The 21,852-nt window shown below is 38.4% G+C and carries 18 protein-coding genes; 10 read left to right on the top strand and 8 right to left on the bottom strand.

Annotated elements, in window-relative coordinates:
* Nucleotides 1-272: 272 nt before the first annotated feature.
* The 7 genes from D0907_RS20490 (at nt 273) to D0907_RS20460 (ending at nt 6,973) form a co-directional block, all read left to right on the top strand.
* Nucleotides 273-1,388: a DNA polymerase III subunit beta family protein gene (locus tag D0907_RS20490; protein WP_118845527.1), complete on the top strand. Its 1,116-nt coding sequence runs from the start codon at nt 273-275 to the stop codon at nt 1,386-1,388.
* 93 nt (nt 1,389-1,481) lie between these two features.
* The gene (locus D0907_RS20485) at nt 1,482-3,188 is read left to right on the top strand and encodes a PRTRC system ParB family protein (RefSeq protein WP_118845525.1); all 1,707 of its coding nucleotides are present in this window, start codon (nt 1,482-1,484) and stop codon (nt 3,186-3,188) included.
* 89 nt (nt 3,189-3,277) lie between these two features.
* Nucleotides 3,278-3,748 (top strand): hypothetical protein, encoded by a 471-nt coding sequence (locus D0907_RS20480; RefSeq protein WP_118845523.1) that lies wholly within the window; start codon nt 3,278-3,280, stop codon nt 3,746-3,748.
* Nucleotides 3,749-3,759: 11 nt separating this feature from the next.
* Nucleotides 3,760-3,987: a PRTRC system protein C gene (locus tag D0907_RS20475; RefSeq protein WP_118845521.1), complete on the top strand. Its 228-nt coding sequence runs from the start codon at nt 3,760-3,762 to the stop codon at nt 3,985-3,987.
* Nucleotides 3,988-4,076: 89 nt separating this feature from the next.
* On the top strand, nt 4,077-5,375 hold the full coding sequence (locus tag D0907_RS20470; protein WP_118845520.1) for a hypothetical protein: 1,299 nt from the start codon (nt 4,077-4,079) through the stop codon (nt 5,373-5,375).
* Between the two features lie 55 nt (nt 5,376-5,430).
* Nucleotides 5,431-6,156, top strand: coding sequence for a hypothetical protein (locus D0907_RS20465; protein WP_118845518.1), 726 nt, complete (start codon nt 5,431-5,433; stop codon nt 6,154-6,156).
* A gap of 43 nt (nt 6,157-6,199) precedes the next feature.
* The gene (locus D0907_RS20460; protein WP_118845515.1) at nt 6,200-6,973 is read left to right on the top strand and encodes a PRTRC system ThiF family protein; all 774 of its coding nucleotides are present in this window, start codon (nt 6,200-6,202) and stop codon (nt 6,971-6,973) included.
* 2 nt (nt 6,974-6,975) lie between these two features.
* On the opposite strand, the gene D0907_RS20455 is transcribed toward D0907_RS20460, so the two are convergent.
* On the bottom strand, nt 6,976-7,278 hold the full coding sequence (locus D0907_RS20455; protein WP_118845513.1) for a hypothetical protein: 303 nt from the start codon (nt 7,276-7,278) through the stop codon (nt 6,976-6,978).
* Nucleotides 7,279-7,474: 196 nt separating this feature from the next.
* Between D0907_RS20455 and D0907_RS20450 the strand changes: the two genes are divergently transcribed.
* Nucleotides 7,475-8,242 carry an EAL domain-containing protein gene (locus D0907_RS20450; RefSeq protein WP_162898088.1) on the top strand — a complete coding sequence of 256 codons (768 nt, stop codon included), beginning with the start codon at nt 7,475-7,477 and terminating at the stop codon, nt 8,240-8,242.
* On the opposite strand, the gene D0907_RS20445 is transcribed toward D0907_RS20450, so the two are convergent.
* Nucleotides 8,243-8,920 (bottom strand): zinc-finger-containing protein, encoded by a 678-nt coding sequence (locus tag D0907_RS20445; RefSeq protein ID WP_118845508.1) that lies wholly within the window; start codon nt 8,918-8,920, stop codon nt 8,243-8,245.
* A gap of 300 nt (nt 8,921-9,220) precedes the next feature.
* On the opposite strand from D0907_RS20445, the gene D0907_RS20435 reads away from it, so the two are divergent.
* The gene (locus D0907_RS20435) at nt 9,221-9,658 is read left to right on the top strand and encodes a hypothetical protein (RefSeq protein ID WP_118845504.1); all 438 of its coding nucleotides are present in this window, start codon (nt 9,221-9,223) and stop codon (nt 9,656-9,658) included.
* A gap of 307 nt (nt 9,659-9,965) precedes the next feature.
* Here D0907_RS20435 and accD read toward each other — a convergent pair whose 3' ends face one another.
* The gene (gene accD / locus D0907_RS20430; protein WP_055022421.1) at nt 9,966-10,832 is read right to left on the bottom strand and encodes an acetyl-CoA carboxylase, carboxyltransferase subunit beta; all 867 of its coding nucleotides are present in this window, start codon (nt 10,830-10,832) and stop codon (nt 9,966-9,968) included.
* 107 nt (nt 10,833-10,939) lie between these two features.
* Between accD and D0907_RS20425 the strand changes: the two genes are divergently transcribed.
* Complete coding sequence (locus D0907_RS20425) at nt 10,940-11,842, top strand: LysR family transcriptional regulator (RefSeq protein ID WP_208706595.1); 903 nt, start codon at nt 10,940-10,942, stop codon at nt 11,840-11,842.
* A gap of 471 nt (nt 11,843-12,313) precedes the next feature.
* Here D0907_RS20425 and D0907_RS20420 read toward each other — a convergent pair whose 3' ends face one another.
* The 5 genes from D0907_RS20420 to D0907_RS20400 all read right to left on the bottom strand — a co-directional run bounded on the left by D0907_RS20420 (nt 12,314) and on the right by D0907_RS20400 (nt 21,852).
* Entirely contained in the window at nt 12,314-13,003 is a 690-nt protein-coding gene (locus D0907_RS20420; protein WP_118845500.1) for an arylamine N-acetyltransferase family protein, read from the bottom strand.
* Nucleotides 13,000-14,436, bottom strand: a complete 1,437-nt coding sequence (locus tag D0907_RS20415) for an asparagine synthetase B family protein (RefSeq protein ID WP_118845498.1) — start codon at nt 14,434-14,436, stop codon at nt 13,000-13,002. The genes D0907_RS20420 and D0907_RS20415 overlap by 4 nt, the downstream gene beginning before the upstream one ends.
* A complete protein-coding gene (gene ribA / locus D0907_RS20410; RefSeq protein ID WP_162898087.1) occupies nt 14,424-15,431 on the bottom strand; it encodes a GTP cyclohydrolase II RibA in 1,008 nt (335 codons plus the stop codon). The genes D0907_RS20415 and ribA overlap by 13 nt, the downstream gene beginning before the upstream one ends.
* A gap of 54 nt (nt 15,432-15,485) precedes the next feature.
* Complete coding sequence (locus D0907_RS20405; RefSeq protein ID WP_162898086.1) at nt 15,486-18,836, bottom strand: glycosyltransferase family 2 protein; 3,351 nt, start codon at nt 18,834-18,836, stop codon at nt 15,486-15,488.
* A gap of 418 nt (nt 18,837-19,254) precedes the next feature.
* Complete coding sequence (locus D0907_RS20400) at nt 19,255-21,852, bottom strand: TraC family protein (RefSeq protein ID WP_118845492.1); 2,598 nt, start codon at nt 21,850-21,852, stop codon at nt 19,255-19,257.

Here is a 21,852-nt window from a genome sequence, read left to right as displayed (position 1 = left end):
CGTGTAATTGCGATCTCATTTATTTTTTATTAGCTAGAAAAATCAATAAGTTAACAACACAATCCACAGCGCTAACCTAAAGATCTAACCTATATATTTAACCATCATTATCCTTAATATTTATTCTTAGCTCTCAACAAATCAAATTTAAAATGATATTTGGTATTTAAAAAGAGCTAAGCTCAATACCTTTAGCCAATAAGTTCTTTGCAAAATGCACGATGTAATTTAGCTGTCATTCTGTTGTTAAATAAACAATAGAAGGCATATTCATGAATTTTTCAATCTCACTCTCTACCGCAAAACATCTGTTTGTGGATGCTTGTGGTGTAGCAAATGGCTCAAAGTGCAATATATCTGCGCTGGATTATATTCACTTCTCATTACTTGGTGGCATAGCAGAAGTTCTAGGAACTGACACTCAATCGATTGTTAGGCAATCTTCACCAATTGATGCGTTTGAAGATTATGAGATTTGTATCGAAGCTAAAAAACTTAATACTGTTATAAGTAGCTTTACCGATGAAAGTAAGTCACTAAAATTTCAATTCGATGAAGATAAAGTAATTGTTAAACATGGTCGTTCTAGAGCTTCAATAGCTACAATGCCATGCGATAGCTACCCTATCCCCAAAATTGTAATTCCTAATGGCTTTCAATTTTCTTGTGATGCAGAATCATTTAAGTCTGCTATTTCTGGTATTTTTTATGCCAAGGCGAATAACGATGTAAGGCCGTTCCTAAATCATATTAACTTTTCTATAAATTTTCATCAGATGAAGCTATACACTAGTGATGGTCATAGATTGGCTACGGATATTGTTCAGTTAGAAAATTCTGTAGATGATTTGAAAGGTATCTTGCCATTTAAGCTTGCTGAAATGCTTCTCCAAGCACAGACTGATGGTACTTTGGGCTTTTTCTTCGATGATAGCCACTTCTATTGCTCAACTGGAGGAACAGTATATGGCTCAAAGTTCGTTGCCACTGAGTTTACAGACGTAAGTGAGATTTTAAATACTGAGTTATTTCAATCCATTAAAATTGCTAAAAGTGAGTTGCTTGACTCTGTAAAACGAATTAAGGGCTTTGTTCAAAGTGCAAAAATAGCAAAGTTAACAATCTCATTAAAAGGGCAGGAATTATTACTAAATGCAAATGCGGATAAAGGAAATGAAATTGACGATGTAGTAAATACTGAATTATTACAAGCAAATGTATCCGATGGTTATGAACCTGAATTTACCTTAAACCCAAATTACCTGTTCGATGCTGTTAAAAGCATAAAATCAAACTCTGTTTGTATATCTTTCACTTCAAAAGCTCTCCTCAAAATCACTGACCCTGATAACGCCAATATCCACAGTGTGATCATGTCTATGCGCTAGTTTATCTAGCGCTATTTTTATCGTAAAAAATGCGCGTTTTGAACACCTTGATACCTTATTTCCAGTCAAGAGAAACAAATTAGGAAATCAGTTATGAATAATCAAAACAATGTAGAAGTACAAGTGTTAAAAACAGTTCAGTTAGTACCATTTGCATTAGGAAACTCACGTGAAAAAAATAATCGTGAGGCGCGTAAAAATTTAACCGAATCTATCAAGGAAGCTGGAGGGGTATTACAGCCAATTCTTGTTCGTCCAACAGCAAACGAGTCTAAGTTTGAAGTGGTAGCAGGTTTTGGTCGCTGGGAGTCGTGTATTGAGCTTGGTTTCGACGATATACCAGCGCTTATAAAGCCAATGACTGACAATGAAGCGTATGAAGCTCAGTTAATTGAAAACCTAGTGCGAGATGATTTAACCATTGTTGATGAATCAAAGGCAGCGCAAAAATTTATTACGATGTATCAAGGTGATTATTCAGCCGCAGCCGAGCGATTAGGTTGGACTCAAAAAAAATTAAATGACCGTGTTCAGTTATTACGTTGTTGTGATGATGTATTAAACGCATTAAACGAAAATAAAATTAAGATTGGTCACGCAACCATTTTATCGAGCTTTTCAGAGAAGTTACAAATCGGCACATTAGGTAACATCATTAATGAAAATTGGAGCGTTGAGTATCTAAAGCAACGTGCTGGAAAGGCTAAGAAGTATTTACATACAGCTAAATTTGACACCAAAGACTGTACAGCTTGTCCTCATAACACTTCACACCAGATTGGTATGTTTGACTTTAATGTTAGTGATAAAGCGGCGTGTGCAAAGCTATCATGCTGGAATGTTAAAACCGATGAATGGCTGAAAGAGCAAAAGAAGTTAGCAGAAGAAAAATACGGCACAGTAATATTATTAGTTGAATGTTCAAGCGCTGACAGGAATACAGTTTCTAGTGCCAGTGTTGGTGAATCACAATACAACGAAGGTTGTGCATCTTGTGAATCGAATGTAGTAATTATGGATGATCGTTCTGGTCGTGAAGGGCAAACATTAGAGTCGCAATGTATTGATAAGGTTTGCTTTGCAAAATGTGTGAAAGCATTTAATGAACCAGATAATACTCAAGAAATTGAAGCTGAAACCAAAGCTAACTCCATAGAACCCTCGACTTCAAAAAGTGCGAGTATATCAACCAAAAAACCTCAACCAGTGGCACAAAAAACACCTAGTGCTGTTCTTGAGCTTGAAAAGAAGTTAATTCATCAAGAAGCTGAAAAAATATTTGCGAATGAAGCTTGGTACGTAAATGGTGTTGTGCTTGCCTCAATGGCTATTACGACAGGTTATAAGCCAGCATTTTTCAAAAAATCAGATAGTTTTAATGAAAACGTTTTGGCATGTAAACCAATTTCAAATGAGCAAATTCAAGAAGCCATAAATCAAGCCGTAACAGCGAGTGTATCAAGTAGCGCAAAAACTGTAGATAGTCGATTTGTGTTTCAACAACAAGCCTTAATGATTAGCGCTATGGCAACACTTGATAACGCAAAAGACATTATAACCGCAGCGTGGAATCCCTCTGAGGAAGTATTAAAAAACTATACAGGTGCGGGTATTAAAGGTCTGTGTGTTAGTGCTGGTTTTGATAAGGCATTTAATGATTGTGAAGCTAACAAATCAGCCAAGCATTCATTTTCTAAAATTGCTGCTAAATCAAAAGGTGACTTTATTAAAGCTATTCTCGCTTTTAATTTTGATTGGTCTTCTTTTGCGCCTGACACAATTTTCAAGCACTTAAAATAATTTCTCTCCCTTTGGGGTTTCTTAGGATGAAGTTGCCCCTTTTTTTTCCCATGTTCTAATTAATTTACTTTTAAAAACGAGATATAAATATGATTCAGTCTATTGCAAACCTAATGAAGCAAGCAGGTGCAAAACAAGTACAGCTTTCAATTAAATTAACAGATAACGGCGCTCAAGTGGTATTGAACACTCAGTTATACCCATCTAACTCTCCTGAGCTTGAAGGTGCGATTGAAAAATTAAATGAGCGTGATAAGTCGGCGCAACTTAGGTTACGAACAGCGCTTTCTAAGCCACTTATTGCCAAAGGTGATATTGGCGAGCTAGATGTTAACTTCGCTGACTACATTATTCAGTACACAGATTCGTTTGTAAGCGCTGCTGCAAGCTATAACTCACTTGTTGATGTCAAATCATCATTAGATGCTGCAACGTCCTCTGTCGGGGCTTCTGAGGGCTCTGTAACGAAAAAAAATGAACCAACTGTTAATGCAGAGCCAAGCATCACAGTTGATGAAGGTTTTTCAGATTTTGATGATGAGCAAGCTGATTCGCTATAAGGGGTGTGACAATGCAATTTGGAAGTTTAGAGAATTTAGAGCGTAAATTTATTTTAGGTTCAATTGAGTTAGCAGATCCGATTCCTAGTGGTTCACTTGATGAAGTTGTTGAATTACTTTCTACGCAGTACCCGATGGTACGCTTTACAAGTATTTATGAAAGTGACGGTATATTGTCTAGTTGTGGTCGGTATATGGAATACACAATCCAAGTTCCGCCTGTAAAAACAAATGGATGATTTATGGTAAGCAATTTCGATAAGCGCCTTTTGGCGCTTGATGCTCAAATAGAAAAGATAAACTCAACAAAAAAAGGGGTCTCAGAAGAATGTTCATCTCACGTACAGAGGAAATTGGAGCTTGGTCGCTTACCCAAGCAGCCATGCCCTTACAAAGGGAAGTGGTTACCCCCGCTCATGTAGCTCTTCCACATCAACAGCTGTACGGTGTTGTCCCAATGATAACGCCTCAAGCAAAAGAAAAAATAGATGAGCAAACCCTTTTAGCGGCAGGCCATTTGACAACCTTGGCAGATGACTGGAGTTCTTGGAAACCTTTTTTACAAGGGGTTCAAAAGCATTCATTAGCCGATGAGTTGCTTGAAAGTGTTCTAACGAGTGAAGTGAATACAGTCAAGCAGGCTTTGGCACTTAAAGACCTACATGACTTAACTATTAACGCAATTGAATCTCAACTCAGTGATTACAAAGAGTTTTGGTTAAGTAAGCTCAAAGAGTTTGGGTTATCAACTAATGAACAAATTGCTGATTTTATGACTAGGACTGTAGAGCTAGACATTGAATCTGTGTTCTTTGAGGCTTCTAAATATACCTATTATTCATCTCCAGATGCCTACTTGAAGTTTACGTATGGTCAAGGTCTGGCTGTGCTTGATATTGATTTAAAAGATAAGCCAAAGCCATTAAGAGATCTGACAGTGAATTTAATCAATGTTTTAGCCTGTATTGGTACTTATAATACATCGCTCGATTTGATGTACTCGCACAGTGTTGATCAGGAATTGATGGAATATGTACGAGATCTAAGTTCTGAAAGTCGTAATGCATTGAAAGAGTCTGTATTTGAGCTTGAAGATGAAGAATTGGCTTTGTTTCTTAATGAACATCACTCAGGAGTGGCAGAAGAATTTATTGATATGTATGGTGATATTGATAGCCTGATATTTAGTTTAAAAGACTGTATAGAGTTTAACTTTGACCTTCATAATGACGGTTTATTTAATGATCTGTTTTTCTATGATGATTTGAAAACTAGTCTCAACAATATTTTAGCTGTGTTACAGAATTGGTCTGATACACAAAACCCCCTTGTATCTCATCCACTCGCTTATAAATTGAAAGTCCTTAGTGAGCTATTACTTTCTCATTGGCAATATGATTTGGTTAATTATTTTGAAACTTGTTCTGATGTAATTGTTTCGGATTTACGTGTTATTAGTTTTGATTTAGCTAATGATACAGCGGCTTTAAATAACTTAAATCAATACTTCAATGACACTTGTGAAAACGGCGAATTAAAAATTGACCTAACAGATGTCCGTTGTCTGGATGCATTAAAGCAAATGCGTATGGCTGATGTGTTAATAGGGGTTTTAGTTTCAAGTTAAGCGCGTTTATCATCGTTGGGTATTCTGTTTTTACCTTCTAAATTCGGAGATAAAAATGAATAATCATACACCACAGGTTGCTCTTGTATTTCATGGGCAATCTGCAAACAATATCTTTTGTGCAACAAAGCACATGATTGATAGTGATGGCATGAAGTTAGGTGAATACATTGATGTACCAGAATGTATTGAAATAATGCGCTCACAATTCTCACCTAAAAAAATTGAAACTAAGACCGATGATTTAGAACTGCTGCCAAGCAATGTGATCTTAAATAACAGTAAAGCGCTGGTATGGCACAAACCTTCTCATAAAGGAATTTTTTGGTATAGAAGTCATAACGCCAAGACTGAATTTTCAATTATCTACCCTGCCCTTCTTTTTTGTTTGGAAAAAGGTAAACAAGGAGAACCTAATGGATTAATTGTGTTTGCTTTGCCAAGTAATCAACGACCCAATGAAAATACGCATTTGTATCATGCGCCACTGATGAATATTTATTCGAATGGAGTTGTTTGCCAAGGAAATGCAACTTTACCCAAAAAGATCATATCAATTGCTGAATGCATGAATGATGTTGAGAAAACTGTACTGGCCTCAAACTTCACACACGTAAACCACGAAAAGACCCTTAAAGCAAAGGGAGTTGTAACAACGCAAAATTTGCTCGCATTTTGGAGCGCTAAAGCCAACACAAAGAGCCTAAGCAATGCAAAAGTAAGAATGCGAGAGTTAAATCGATTTATGCGTTTGGGAGAGTTTTTAAGCTCGGCCTTGTGAATATTTCACATTGTATGTCCGGTCACATTAAAAGGGTTAAAAAATGAACACGTTTTCAATTCCATCAGAGTGGATTTCTAAACCATTAAATGTATTAGTTATTGGTGCGGGTGGTACAGGATCTGCGTTTTTATCAGAATGTTTTCAACTTGATTATTTATTGCGAAAGGTCACTAATCATCAAGTTCACTTAAACATCAGTGTGTATGACGATGATAAAGTGAGTGAATCAAATGTCGGTAGGCAAGGATTTTATCCTGTTGATGTTGGTATGTATAAAGCTGAAACACTTGTTTCAAGATTTAATTTATATGGCAATTTGAGTTGGAAATATAAAAATGAGCGTTTACTGCCAGAGGTATTTGATTATAGAAACTATGACTTGGTGGTTACTTGTGTAGATAAAGCAAAGGTTCGTGCTGATTTGGGGCGTTTTTTTGCTAATGATAATCGTGGTTCTCGTTATAATAAATCACTTATGTGGTTAGATTTGGGTAACGGACGCGCATCAGGTCAGATTATTTTAGGTCACGCTTACGAGCAAATTAATAAGCTACCCAATGTGTTTGATTTATACCCCCAATTAGAGATTATTGTTGATATTGACGAGGACTCTTGTAGCCACATAGAAGCTCTACGTAAACAAGAGTATGGAATTAACAAAAAGGTTGTACTGGAAGCAACAAGGCTTTTGTGGGAGTTATTAAGAAAGGGATCTATTTCGCATCATGGTTCTTATGTCGATTTAGAGAGTGCGACAGTAAAACCTTTAAAAATAGACCCTGTTTGCTGGCAAGTGCTAGGTTACAACTCTTAAGGTTAGCTATTTTCACCAGTTCGCATTGCCGCTAATTCCTTTGACGCTTCAAGTTTGGCGGCTTTCCCACCTCTCAATACATCAATAATGCACTTTGTAATGTATCCGCAGATTAAAGCTGGAACGACAAGTCTAAATAAAATAATTAATGTTGCTGCATTAGCTATTAAATATAGGCTTGCACCAAAACAAATGAATAGCACGAACAAGATAAATTGGTATCCCACGTTCACCTGTTCATCAACAGTTCGTTTTGAATTACCGCTGCTAATTTTCACGATCATTTTGCTCAATGTAGAACTCATACAATATGCTCCTTAGTTAATATCCCCATCAAATTAGCACCTACTTATAGTTGGGCATGTCGAAAAAACTGCAAAATTAAACAATTTTTCATTGTTTAACCTTTGTTTAGTAATTTATTACCTGAATTTATCTTTTTTTTAAGTATTAGGTTGGGTTTGTTGATATAGAGTTAGTGTATTAATGCGAGGGGTTACTATGCTAGCTGACAATCGAGAAATTATTATTGAATCAGATGTGAGTGCGATACGTCAGGCGGAATTTGATTTTAAAAGTTTCACATTTCATTTTCAGCCAATTTTCTGCCTTAAAACTAATAAGGTCGTTATGTATGAAGCTCTGTTAAGGTCGCGACAGTTTGCTAGTATTTCAATTGAAGAACTTGTTATAGATGTAATCTCTTCAGGTAAATCAGATCAGCTAACCTTGCTAACCCTTGAAGCTATAAGGCCATATGTAAGTGATCCAAAGTTTAATGACGTAAAGTTTACAGTGAACTTAGAACCTGCCCAAGTTGCTTCTGAGGGCTTTAAGCGATTGGTTAATTATTACTTTCGAAAATTCAAAATTGATATGACAAGAGTGATATTTGAAATTACTGAGCGCCCCTGTTCGCACAAGATGTTCAATGATGTTTTGGTGAACACCAATTCAATGACAGCAAATGGGTATCTATTTGCGATTGATGATTTTGGTACCGGTGTCTCTAATTTTGAAATGCTATGCGAGCTTGATGTGTACATGATAAAGCTTGATGGAAACTTTGGTATTAAGTCTCTGCATGATATTAACTGCCAGAAGGTTTTTAAATTCGTATCGACTTTCAACGAGTCTTTCGGATGTAAAGTCTGTGCTGAGGGCTTGGAGACTGAAGAACACGTAGAATTAGCAAGAGGCCTTGGCTTTTGTTTTGGCCAAGGCTATGGGTTGGGAATGCCAAAAGTATTAACGGGTATTGTGGAATAATTAAATTATAAGTTTCGTAAAGTTTATCGCTGATTCACACTGTTGTTCGGTGAATTTACCAATATGACAATCATTAGGTTTAACTTCTAGGTAGTTAGCCAACTGTCTGTACACATCAACTCTTGCAAAACCATACTCTTTCCAAAGTACATCTAATATTTTGTGTGCCTTTTGTCTTGCGCTTCTAGTGCCGGCATTAGCCAGGGTTCCTTGAGGTAAGTTATCTCCTTTGTGCACTGCAACGTATGAATCACATCCTGATTTGTAGTTTTCACAAAGATAAATTAAACCGTGATCTTTACCTTTGAATATGTGCTTTGATTCTGAAAGTGATGCTAACCCAGAACAGTATTCACATCGAACTTTGATGTCCACTGCAGCTCTTGAGTTTCTTCCCATCACAATATCTTCCAGAAAGTGGATGAAATACATTCGCATCGATTTTTCAGCTAAGTCAGTTAAGTAATTAGCTTTATGCTTCAGCTCCCCTATAAGTGCCAGAGATAGAGCTTCATGCCGGTGATCAGAGAGCAACTTGCTTAGTTCATTTACATAGCTATACGTAGAAGCATCAACTATTCCAGACTTAGATAGTTGCTCTTGGACCAGTTTTTTTAGATCGACTTGGTTTAAATAAATCACAGCTTTGCCTTGTTTTAGTGTTTGTATGTCTTCCATTAAACCCTGGTTAAACAATTGCGCTGGAATTCAAAAAAAACTCAATTTTCTCGATTTTAATCTCTGCCTCAATTTTTTTGCGTGAAATAATGAGTGGCATAAGGAGGTGTAAATGAACCAAAAAAAATCAATATCAGTCTCCCAATTAGCCCTTTATTACTCAGATAGAGAATTATTTAGGAAAGCTAAAGGTGGTGCATTCGATAAAAAACAGGCTAAAAGAGGTACGCGAGAGCACGACCGGGCAGGTAAAAGTTCAAATCTAATACGCGCTGTGTTTTTAACTATTATAGGTTTCATATGTTACTTATTATTCAAATTTTCCTAGTTTTCTCTATCGTAGTGACCGTACTTATTGCAAAAGGGTATAGCGTCAAGAGAAAGCTCCAAGTGCCTCTTTATTATCTATTTCTTGGTGGTGATGTTGGGGGACGAAAACCAATAAAGGTAGAAAATAAGAATCTAGTCGGTATGCCAGACGCCCTATTATTCAATCTATTAAAGCTTAGGTTTGTTGTATGTGAGTTTAAGTCTCGAAACTATACTGGAGTAAATTTATATGAAAGAGCTCAAATTACATTGTATATGGGAATGCTGAACAAATGGTATCTACCTGCACCGCAAGGTATTGTTGCATATGGTAATGGTTTTGCTGTTCGAGTGAGGTTTAATAAATCATTGTTCAATGAAATTTGCGGTCTTCGAAAGCAGTGCTTAGTTGAATTGGGCAAGTTTTAACTTTTCTTATATGGAATATAGCTGTGAATACACATTTTTGTTCGTGTGGTAGCCTATTTGAGCTTACATTACAGCTTAGACGCATAGGCTTTAGCCTCATCTGACTGGCAGCACATAGTCGAATCCTGCTTTCAGGTAATTTTCGTATCCAAAACGTCGAAAACCACCTTTATTGGCGGTGGTCGCGATGGAAAGAAAGTTTTGGGCATAAATGGCTTTATAACTTTGAATACCTTTAAATGTTTTAAACCCATTTGAATGAGCTTTATCTTGTTGGCTAGTTCTGCTTCGCCACAGTACCTATAAGCTATGGATTTAAAGGAATAGTTGTATTTGTCATTTTAGCCAACAATCCACCAATTCGTTTGCGCATTTCACGCCTATCAATAATAATGTCTATAGAGCCATGCTCTAAGAGGAACTCACTCCGCTGAAAGCCCACAGGTAATTTCTCCCGAACAGTTTGTTCTATCACGCGACGTCCAGCAAAGCCGATAATTGCCTTCGGCTCGCCAATGTTAATATCTCCTAGCATGGCTAGACTCGCTGAAACGCCACCCAATGTTTGGTCTGTTAATACAGAAAAATATGGTAAGCCTTTACTGGATAACCGATTTAACGCAGCACTAGTTTTTGACATTTGCATTAACGATATCAGAGATTCTTGCATACGAGCGCCACCACTGGCAGAAAAGCAAACTAATCCACAATTTGCATCTACAGCAGCTTCAACTGCCTGAACAAAACGTGCACCTACAACTGAGCCCATCGACCCTGCCATAAAAGAAAACTCGAATGCACAGGCAACAACAGGTAAGCCCATAAGTTTTCCTTTCATCGCAACTAAGGCATCCCTTTCCCCAGTACTTTTCTGGGCTAGAGCAAGGCGTTCCTTGTAGCGTTTCAGATCCTTAAAATGTAGAAAGTCTTTCGGTTCAAGTTCACTCGCGATCTCAATTCGCTCTCCTTTATCTAAAAAGCTGTCTAAGCGGCGGCATGCTGACATCCTCATATGATGATCGCATTTTGGGCACACCTCTAAATTTTCTTCGAGGGCAATGCGATATAATATCTGATCACAGGATGGACATTTAGTCCATATTCCCTCTGGGATAGAAGCTTTACGTGTACTGATTATATTCTTCTTATCTAACAGTTTTTCTAACCAACTCATCGGAAACCTTTTCATATAACTTTAGTGATAAGTATTGTATAGGCCTATTTTTGGTAATAAAGTGTGCTTTATTGGTTTGATAATCCAATATTATGGGATTAAATAAGATGCTTGATAAAATTGACCAGCAGTGGCTAAAAAGTTTTCACTGTGTCTATGAGAACAACAGCTTCAAACGTGCTGCGGAATTTTTAAGTTTGCCTACATCAAATATCAGTCGTCATGTTGCTTTGCTCGAAGAGCGACTGGATATACGACTATTTAACAGAACCACACGCCGAATCGCTCCAACAGATGCAGGAGAACATCTCTACTTACGCACACAGCCATTGTTTGACAAACTTAATGATGCTCTTGAGGAAGTGACACAGCACTCTCATGAGGTCGTTGGGCAGCTTAGAGTTTTAATGCCAGACTCGCCTGCTTTAGCTCAAGCAGTCGTGTCTTTTTGTACCAAGCATCCCTCAATTTCACTATGTTGCGATACAAGTATCAGCCCGAAAGAGGATTTACTTGATGGGTTTGACGTGATTTTAAGTTTTCACAGAGGAAAGCTCGAAGATAATAATTGGGTAGCTAAGGAGATAAAGCGTTGGTCAAGCTCTGTTGTGACATCCCCAAAACTCTTAAAGACCTCTCCCAGACCTTTTCAGGTTACCGACTTGAAACACGTCCCATGTATCAATACTTTTACTGCGTTACATGGAGCACCTTGGGTTTTCAAAAATACTAAAGGTGAGCTTATTACTCAAAAAGTACAGTCTTCATTTAAGGTCAATAGCGGGCATCTCGCTAAATCTGGCACATTAGCTGCTCTGGGGTTTGCTATACTGCCCACCGAATTCTGTCGTAATGAAATAGATGCTGGTTCTCTGGAAATAGTAAAAATGGAATATGAGCCTGAAGATTTGGTTTTGTATATCTTTTACGCTTCCAGAAAACAATTGGCAAAAAAGATCTCGATGTTTATTCAACATTTAAAGCACCAAGCAAATTTAGATAGAGGCTGAAAAGTAGAGGAAATAAATCGATAAAAGGATTTGTCTGAACCACTTTTTAGAGTAGGCGCTTGGCTAAGCAAACTTTTATGCAAGAATCAGGCTGCGGAATGCACTAAGAGGATGTATTAAACACCAGCTTGAAACTAATAACAAACAATGTTTTTTAATACTCAGTACAATAATCTGAACAGAGTAACGACTCTATCAAGAAACGGGCATAAATGTGCCGACCAAGATCCGATGAACTTGAAGTTGGACAATTCCGAGTTACAACAACGTGCCAATTTCCAGTCTATCGATAACTTTTGGTATCCCATAATGCAATAAGGCACCGCTTGTCGCATAGCATGAGATTCAAGAAAATGGCAAAGCAGAAGATAAAACAGCCTACTTAACACTATAAAGTTATGCAACTTTATCGATGATACATTCATTATCTCCGTCTCACTTTACTAATCATAATAGAGGGCTACTCGTTGTTTATATGTTAACTTTTTTATTAAAAATGAATGATTCAAGTGGTGAGATATCGTAGTTAAAATATTTCATTATCACTGTTTTTATGTCACTTTTAGTGATATTGGTTACTTCCTCGTAACCATCACTACTGTATATTTCTAGCTGAGTGTCACGAATAAACACAAAACGTTGACCAACAATCATTGAAAATCTCAGCTGATTGCTAAATGGATAATTTATATTGGCTGAAAAACGATTAGCTATTCTTTGACGGATTTCCGCATCCGATTTTTCTGCAATATCTATATCCATCTGTTGCTTTTCGACGCCGTTTTTTCTGTGGTACACAGTGATAACACCATCTTTTATTTTTGTTCTATAAGTCATGCCGTAACACTCATACTCAATTGGTGTATCCACAGGGAAGAGATGAATAGATGGCCAGCCATTTCCAATATCAGCAAAATAGCGCTGATTATCTATTTCAAGTCTCACCAGTCGATGGATTTCTTTCCCTCCAATCCGTGCAGAATGCAAATGCGCATCTAGCCCCGCAGTTTTTACTGCTTCTAAGTAACTCAGAGTCTTATCTGAACAGGTCCCCCCGTATACCCCGGTAGTAGGCTGAATATCATTGATTAAATAGAAGTTGTGAAACGGCTCTCGTTGAAACTTTTCGAGCAATATTTGTTGGGCTAACCGTACTGTCATCTGTGGAACCCCCCACGTTTTGCAATAACGTTATCGAATGTTGGGTAACTAAAAAAGTAAGAATTGTCAGCGTTGTTTGTAAATGTTTGACTCCAAATTTTCTTTAGCTCGACGATTTCTGTATTAGTGTTACGAGTTAAGTACTCCACGACTAATTTGCGGATGCCACTACCAACATCAAATGAAGTTTTCTTGCGATCAGCAATTTCAACTGGTAATAAATGCCCAAAGGTATCCCTAAGTGCCACCTTATTTTGGCCATACGAATAAAAATTTTTGTGCTCTAAGGTATCAGCGATACTCTTCACCGTCCGATCCAAAAATGGACAACGAGCTTCAATACTATTCGCCATACTGCATTTATCTAATCTACGTAGCTCAGTAAAGCGCATATCATTTATCAGATTTGAACGAATTGATTGCCATTCATCTTCTGATAGCATTTCGTGATACCCAGCAAAAAGCTCATCCGCACCTTCTCCGGTTAGGACAACTTTTAATCCTTCTTTATGTGCTGAATCTGCTAATAAGTAGGTTGCTAAACCATTGCTAATGAACGATGGGTTGTAGCTTTCAGTTGCGCGTACTATCTTGGCAATCAAAGTAGGTAACTCTTGTTCCGTTGGCAGTGGAATATAGTTAACCCGCTTTATTCCCAAGTGATTAACAAGCTTTTTAACCATTACTACATCCGGGCTATCAGGATTTCCCAGTACAAAATAAGTAATATTTTTATGATATTGATGTGCTAAAGCTGCAATAATTGAACTATCCAAACCACCACTAAGAAAAATACCGACAGGTTGCTTTGGTAAACGCTTAATCACCGCTTTTTCCATTGCCATAGCAAGATTAAGCTTTGTAGTGACTAATTCTGGGTGCTCTGCTATTAGAGTTAACTTTCCAGAAGTTAACTCTAACTGGCTAATTCCCAATGGGACTTGCTCAAACCATTCAATGTCTTGCAGTGCTTTGAGCTCGCTTACAACAAATAAGTTATTATCTGCTCGTCCATAAAATAGGGGCTTTTTCCCTATATGATCCCGCAATAGATAAAGAGTCTGCGTATCAGATTGGTAGATTACACCTGAATAAAATCCATCTAACTCGGCCAGGACCTGATTACCTATTTCAGAAAATAGAGGAACGACGACATGTGTATCACACTCACTTTTTAACGTGAGGTGATATTGTTTAGCAAGAGCATCAGCATTGTATATTTCACCATTAATTGCGCCAATCATTTCACCAGCGTTGTATGGTTGTCGCCCAGACGTGCTTTCATCGTTTATAGCCAAACGGACAAACCCTATAGCTAGTTGTCCATTTATCCAACAGTGCCGATCATCCGGCCCTCGATGAGAAAGTTTGGTTAATGTGGCAGATACCTTATCCTTTGCAGTATCGCCATAGAGCAGCGCTATTCCGCACATAATTTCTGTTCTTGGCTATCCAGTAACTGACTACGTAATTGCATCAATAACTCACCTAACCGGTTTAATCCAGAGCCATCTTCTGCATCCCCCCAATAACTATCATTATTCGTATGTTCTGCTATGTTACGTTGCTCTGTCGATAACAATAATTCTTTGAGTTCAGGGTGTTGAGTAAACTTCGCTGTTATTGCCTGCCACATCGCCTTCTCTTTTTTGTTACACCAGTCTTCTTGCAGGTGTTTTACTTCTAACTGACTGGCTATTTCTTTGGCTAACATTGGGCTCGCAGCTGTGCGGATACGTTCCTGTAGTACTGGATCAGTAAATTTTTGTGCTTGATAAAAGTGCTCGGTTGTTCGCCAAATTTTGCCTTGTATATATACGGCATGTTGTGAAAAGTTGGAAAACTCTCCCCATGTTTGGTCTGAATGATAAAAATGAATTGGACTGGAATTATCATTCTCAACACTTAACGGCAGGTAGTGCCCCAATTTATCATTCTTACTCTGCAAATAGCCTGCGTTTTCAGGGCGTACTTGCGGATGTGTATTTACAACTTCTACCGCAATACCAGCTTGTTCTAAAGCACTTCGTTTTCGCGGATTATTTGAGACTAGGCGCACTTCTTCGATGGCCATTTTTTTTAGTACACTAATCGCTGGCCCGTAATCTCGAATATCTTGGTCTAAGCCCATAGCTTGAAATGATTCAGCTGTATCCAGGGCTTCCGCCTGCATTTTGTACACTGCCTGAATTTTCTTAGATAGACCTTGCCCCCTTCCTTCTTGATGTAAATGAAAAATAATTCCACTTCCATCATGAGCCATGGCTTTCATAGCTTCGCGTAATTGGTCTGCACAGTCGCAATCTCGAGCTTCAAATACTTCTGAGGCAAGGCATGAAGAGTGTATTCTTACCATAGGCTTGCTACCTAGGTTGTTGATATCGCCAAAGGTAACCACTCTTAACAACTCATTGCCAGTGTCATACATTCGAAATGTACCGTGTAGTGTAGGGAGCTCACAGTAAATTTTATAAGGCATTTTTTATTCAACTATCTCAAAAGTGTTCTTATGCGCATTCGCAAAGCGGGCACTTTGCGGCACTATTTGGTTTAAAAAATCGCAAATATGATGCTCATTCATTTGCTCAACCTGATTTTTTAGTTTCTCAATTGCACTGAAATTAAAAGAGCGTGCAAGATATTCACTCAGTTCAGTAAGCTCTGGATACTTGGACAACGCCTGTGCCAATCCATTAATCCTGTAATAACTGAGTGTTAAGCGTGCAAGACGGGTATTGCGTGCATTTCTGGTTGCTTGCCAGACGTCAGAGATCTCATCAGGATTAAAAACCAGGTTATGTTGTTCTTTTGCTGACAAGAATTCTTGTAAACCTGCATACAACGCTGAACCCATAATTTCATCCTGTACTTTCTCCAAATCTAATATTTTCTCATTTTGCACACGGCCAGTGTGTTGTACAGGGAATGGTGCGCTTTTAATGTTCAGCCGATTATGATGCTTGTTGGCTATTGCCCAAAGCATATCTGAACGGCGGGCCTCACGATCATTTATTATTGGTATCAAGTTGGGTACTTGTGTTAACGCTTTAGGGTTTAAAACAAAGGTATTTCCCCCGCGATTAACGGTGTCTTTCGCGGCCATTAATGGATTTTCAGTGCATGACGGGATGATACCGCGAGTAAGCGGGAACCCGGTGACTAACATTGGTGCAAAAGCAAATAAACGAGCACGTGCTTCCGCTACAGTTTCACCAACATAAGCAGGTTCAATCCAAAATGGGGCTTCAACATGACCTGAGTGTTTGCGTGATAGATCATAGTAATAATCAGGGTATTTGGTGCGAAGAATAGTATTCTCACTGCTTCGATCTGGAAGTTCAATATCGTTCGATAAAGTCTCTAACCAACGTAAGTTATGTAGCAGATCCAACAACTGACCACGTAACCCATTTAATGGCGGATTAGGTGAGGAACCTTCATATTGCCCAATAACAACATCAATACCATTTTGCCTAAATCTTGGTAACCAAGGGAGGTATTGTTTCGCACGTGCATCTAAACGCATGTCATCATCAAGGATCCAAGCAACGCTACCTGGCTTCGTTTCACACTCTAAACCAACATACTTTTGTAGCATACTGCGAGCATGTGCAATACCTACCTGCCCAGCCTGACGACTAGTGAAACATCGACCGAATAAGCCATTTTCCGTATCTTCTATTTGTTGTGTTTCGCTGATTATTCTTATGGTGCTCAATGGACGCTTGCTATGCATAAGAACATCTTCAACGATTCTGGTTGAGCAACCGTTACAAAGTACGATAGTGTTTACCTCGGACAAGTAACTACATTGTTCTAGTTCAGCAATGCTGTTAAGCAAGGGTAACAATTTATAGGCATCTCCGGTAATGACACCAATGGTCAGCACAAAAGGAGTTACTGGCCCTGACGGAGCCAGAGAGAGCCTCGCTCGATTTGCTTGCTCTAAATTGCAGTCAATACCAGCTAATCGTTGGCGAAAAACTTGATAACCCTGCATTTCTGGCATGTTTATAGTTTGCAATGACTGCCGCATTAAGGATTTAAGGCGAGGATTATCTGCATGATGTATAGCTAGATATGCTCGCCGTGCCATATGTTCAAAACCGAGTTCATTCCATGGTCGAATATCTGAGCCATAATCTATCAACTTCACCTCGTACTTGGTTTTAATCAAGTTTTTAGGATGGATATTATTACAAACAATACCCGCTTTGCTGCAACTGTGAAGCAGGTTAATAACGTGTTCACTGTCACCACCTTGATATGGGATACTTTCCTCGTAAGGATAAGTAAGGACTAAGCTTGTTCCATTGATAAAAACTTCGTTCAGAGCATATAAACCGGGCAGGTCATGCCATTTTGAGCAGCTCTGTTGTAGGAACTTAATTTGCTTAGTAGGTATACGAGTTTTCCAGTAATCGATGCACTTAAAAACTCGTTTACCATCGGTCATTACAATGGCTTCCGAACCGGTGCCAAGCAATTTCAGATCATCGATACAAAATAGCTTTGAGATTCGAGATTGCGCAACCTCAACACGGCACTGTTTTATCCTTTGAACGAGTTCTTTTTGTTGTTTTTTAAATTGATCATCAAAGGTAACGCAGTTCAACTGATAAGCGCCTAGCCGGCTTAACAGTGTTAAAGTATCGTTATCACCTTTATCCATTAGTTGTTCTTGATGCCACCTATTTTTTAAGACCCATGCGCTATGACCGACGTTCTCTTGGGCAACAATTGCAGTAGCCGTTTCAACACATGTTTGCTGATCGCATAAGTTGTAATACGTGATACCCTGACTTCCCAAAAATTCAAGAAATGTATTCAAATCATTCAGATTCAATACTTCAGTTACTGCGGTCAAGATCAGGTTAAAACCTACTAAGTTCTGCTGATCTACTTGGTGAATTTTAATGATGAGATTCTTTAGTTGACCAAAGGAGATATTTCCTAAATCAACTCCAAGTGTTAGTCCAAATTGAACTGCGGACGTTGATGTTGCTTGTGGTAGTAAGGGTGATTTGGGCTGCCAATTAAACAGGTTCTGGGCACGCTTAAGAAATGCGTCATGCTGTGTGTTATTCATCCGCCCATTGTACTTCTGCCAAAATGCAGACAAACCGTTTTGCTTAGATGGTGAATTTGGTGTACTTAAACGTTGGCGGCAGCTATCTGCATAATGATTTAGCAACACTTCATCTATACTGTGATATTGAAGAGACCCTATCTCACAAAGGCGTATACACAAATCGCGGTCTGTACTGCTGACTAAATGCTCATCAAAGCAACCGGCCATCAGCATAATATCAAGAGACAGGAACAAGTTAGAACCCTGAATACCTGGGTTTCCTCTCAGGAATAGGTCTTCATCTAAAAACGTAGGGGGTAAACTCTCAATAGGCGGTTGGTCATTGCTTTCGTAACGATAAAATCCAGCGGCGACCATATTGCAGTTTTTCATACTAGCTGTCGCTAAACAGCGTTCCAAATAATCAGAATGCCACTCATCATCGTCGTCAAGAAATGCCAGAAACAACGAGTCAAAATATTTACCTTGCTGTGCACACAGGTAGTCTACAGCTGTATTCCACGCCCCGCTAGCACCTTGAGTTCGCTGATTTATCAGATATTGTTTGTGGCAGTTACTTAATGCTAGAGATTCGACAATGTATCGATTCTGTTGTTGAACATTTTCTGGTGAGTCATCTACTACAATAAGGTAATCCGGCAATCTAGATTGGTTCAAGATTGAATGTAATGCTCTATTTTTCAACAAGTCAGACCTGTTTTTAGTCGCAATAATTGCTGCTACTTGCCAAGCGTGCGTCAAACTATACTCCGTTACTTCTGAACAACTAGTAATATGCTAGTGACCTTATGAATTACCACAACTTGATAAAATCAACCGGATTTTATCTCAACTGCTCAGGAATAGGTATGCAAATGTGTGACTAAACTAGAAATGTTAAAAGTAAACGCTTTTTGGATAAACCATACATCGATTTTGCATGACCAGTCATTAAGAAATATTGGGGAATTTTCTATTAAGCAAAAACACCTTTCTGTTACGTAAACTCATAAAGGGGCAAAGGTGAGTTAATTACATAACCCGCCTCAGGACAGAAACTTGTTAGTCCCACGGTCAGCAATTAGTACACAATTGACTGTCAGATTTAATTAAGTTCTATTAGTCCAACCAGAAAGAGCAAGCTAAGACTATTTCAATATACGTGTGTGTACAAAGGTAACTACCCCCTACCCTTCTCTTTATTTGCAAGCTCTAGAGCTTTTTTAATTGAATAACCTTGAGACTTAAACTTGTCTACTAACTCCCTGTCATCTGGATCTGTTGAGTAAACTAGTTGGGTTTCTTTATCTACAAATAGCTTAACTATTTCCCTCGATTGCCCGTATCTCACTAAGATTTCTGAGTAATGGCCCTTATCAGTATGAACGCTTTTCATTAAATCATAGTCTTGATCTGTACCATCATACGCTTTTAACTCTTTGAGTTTATCAACGGCTTCCGGTTCCTGGGCCAACATAAACTTCCATGGACTATTATTAACAATGGCCATCCCTGCTTGGCTTTGGTAAGCATCAAGTAAGCTCTGTGTGATACAAATGCCAGCTGCACGTGTTTTCCTGAATCGACGCCAACCAGTTTCAAGGAACTCGGCTAGATAATTGACTTTACCCGGCTTGTCTTTAAGGTATTCCCAAGCTTCATCGAGAATGAAAAGTTTTCTTTGTTTGTTACCTGATAAAAACATTGCATGTTGAGCTGCGTTGATAAGGCTCATCAGAACACATTGTGATAAGTGAGGTTGCGAGGATAGTTCATCCATCTCACAAACGATTAATCGTGATTTGAAGTTTATTGGTGGGTATTTCTTACCAAAAAAGTCTCCAAAAATACCGCCTTCACACCATGGTTTTAGTTGGCGCCCTATCCTCTTTATTTCAACATCTTGGTGCTTTTCACACAGCTCAGAAAAGTCTGTTATTGATGAATCTTTCCCTTTAAGGTTCCAAAGCTCAGTGAGTACTGTAAGCATTTCTGTAGATTGGTAGTCACTTAAATCACCTGATTCTGACGCCATTGCTTTCAGCAAGGAATGAACCATGGCTGCTTGACCTTCTTTGCCATAAAAGTCATCAATATTTGCAAATGGATCAAGTGAAAACTTCATGTTCTCATTGAAGTCAATGAATTGAGCATTCTTATACTGGCTTGCTAAGTTTTCATATGAGCGACCTTTGTCAATAACAAACACTTGAGCGCCGTCAGTATCGCTGCCCACATCAAGCCGGCTTTTAACACCAGAGCCTAGATATGAAGTGATTAGCTTATTATTGAAAAATGACTTACCAGCTCCAGAGCGAGCGCAAATAAGTGCATTAAAGGAACCATCTGTTTCAAATATGTCTAAACCGAATATTTGCCCAAAGCGCGTGACAAACTCTAGAATTGGCCGTGAAGTGTTTCCTTTCCAACTCGCGCTATGTGGTAATAAAAATACAGCCCCTTTTGCCGTCCATTCATCAAACCGGTCTGATAATTTTATATATTCATCATCAAGGCCAAGAGGTAAAGCGTTTAAGAAGGTGCTAGGTGCCAAAATTGTTTCTATGTTGAATTTATACTCTTTACGCTTGAAGAATGCCTGCAATTTCCTAGTCGCCGTGAATGTTTCTTTCTTACTTCCACCAAGGATTATTAAATTAAGGCTAATTTTACATAATCTGGAGTTTTTAAGTTCATCTTCAATTGCAAAGTAGTCTTGTGCTTGGTCTTTTAAGGTTGAAACCCACTCCAGCATTTTTCCTTTTGCTTGTTTTTTTAGCCATTTGTTACGGCGATCAAATTCTTCATTTGCAGAATGAATACTTGGTAACTGTACGTTAAGCGTCATTAAATATGGGTTCCAAGCAACCGTTCGCTTGCCAAAACGCCAATCACCTAGCAGGTTTATAATATCACCGTAGTTTAAGTAATCGGGTGTTTGCTTGAGGGTCATGACTGAAGCAAATCCATTTGATTTCTCATCTAAAGATGAAAATTCTAGACCATATTCATCACGGTTAATTATTCCGCCCTGCTCTAATATTTGCGCACCAAGTGGGACAAGCTTGTTGATTTTTACTTTATCTCGCCAAAGCGCATTAGGTGAGTGATTGAAGAAAGTCTGCATTCTTGAAAGCCATTCTTCATCATTTAAAATCAATGGGGCTAAGCCTAACCCTTCGAATATTGAATATGTTCTATCTTTTATCTCTAGGAACTCTTTGAGCTCTTTATCGGAAGGGATAAAGTTTTTAACTGGGATTTTTACTGTGATCCAATGTTCAAAATCTCTTGGCCGGATACCTGATTTTTTATCAAGAGACTCTTTTCTTGCTTTAGAGTAATAATTAATTACTGATTCGCTCATTGCATCAGCAAGCTCACCGTCTTCACCACCAATCCGCTTCCCTCGTAGTTGCCTGTAACCATTTAGAAAGCCATCTATTCGTGGTAAAGCAGCTAGGCTTAGTTGAATTAATGTGTTGTGAGGAAACTCATCAGATAGAAAGCCTTCGTAGGCTGTTCTTATTTCGTTGTTTACCCCGTTAGTTGGTTGGCAGGCGATAACAAATCCAATGTAACCGCCTTCCATTAAGAACATTTGATATTCTTTAATATATTCCATTACACAGTTTAATTCTGCGGCTTTATTACCTCCGAGAAGCTTTTGTTGATCTTCAATGATGCTTCGCCAAAGGGGGCCAGCAAAATTCTGCTGGGTTTCTTCGATATCTGGATTCAATATCTTTTCGATAGCTTCTTGGATTTTATTCAGCAT

Source organism: Pseudoalteromonas lipolytica, from assembly GCF_003515105.1.
In the GTDB taxonomy this organism is placed as follows: domain Bacteria; phylum Pseudomonadota; class Gammaproteobacteria; order Enterobacterales; family Alteromonadaceae; genus Pseudoalteromonas; species Pseudoalteromonas lipolytica.
Note: the sequence above shows the minus strand (reverse complement) of the source record. Positions and strands in the feature narration are given on the sequence as shown.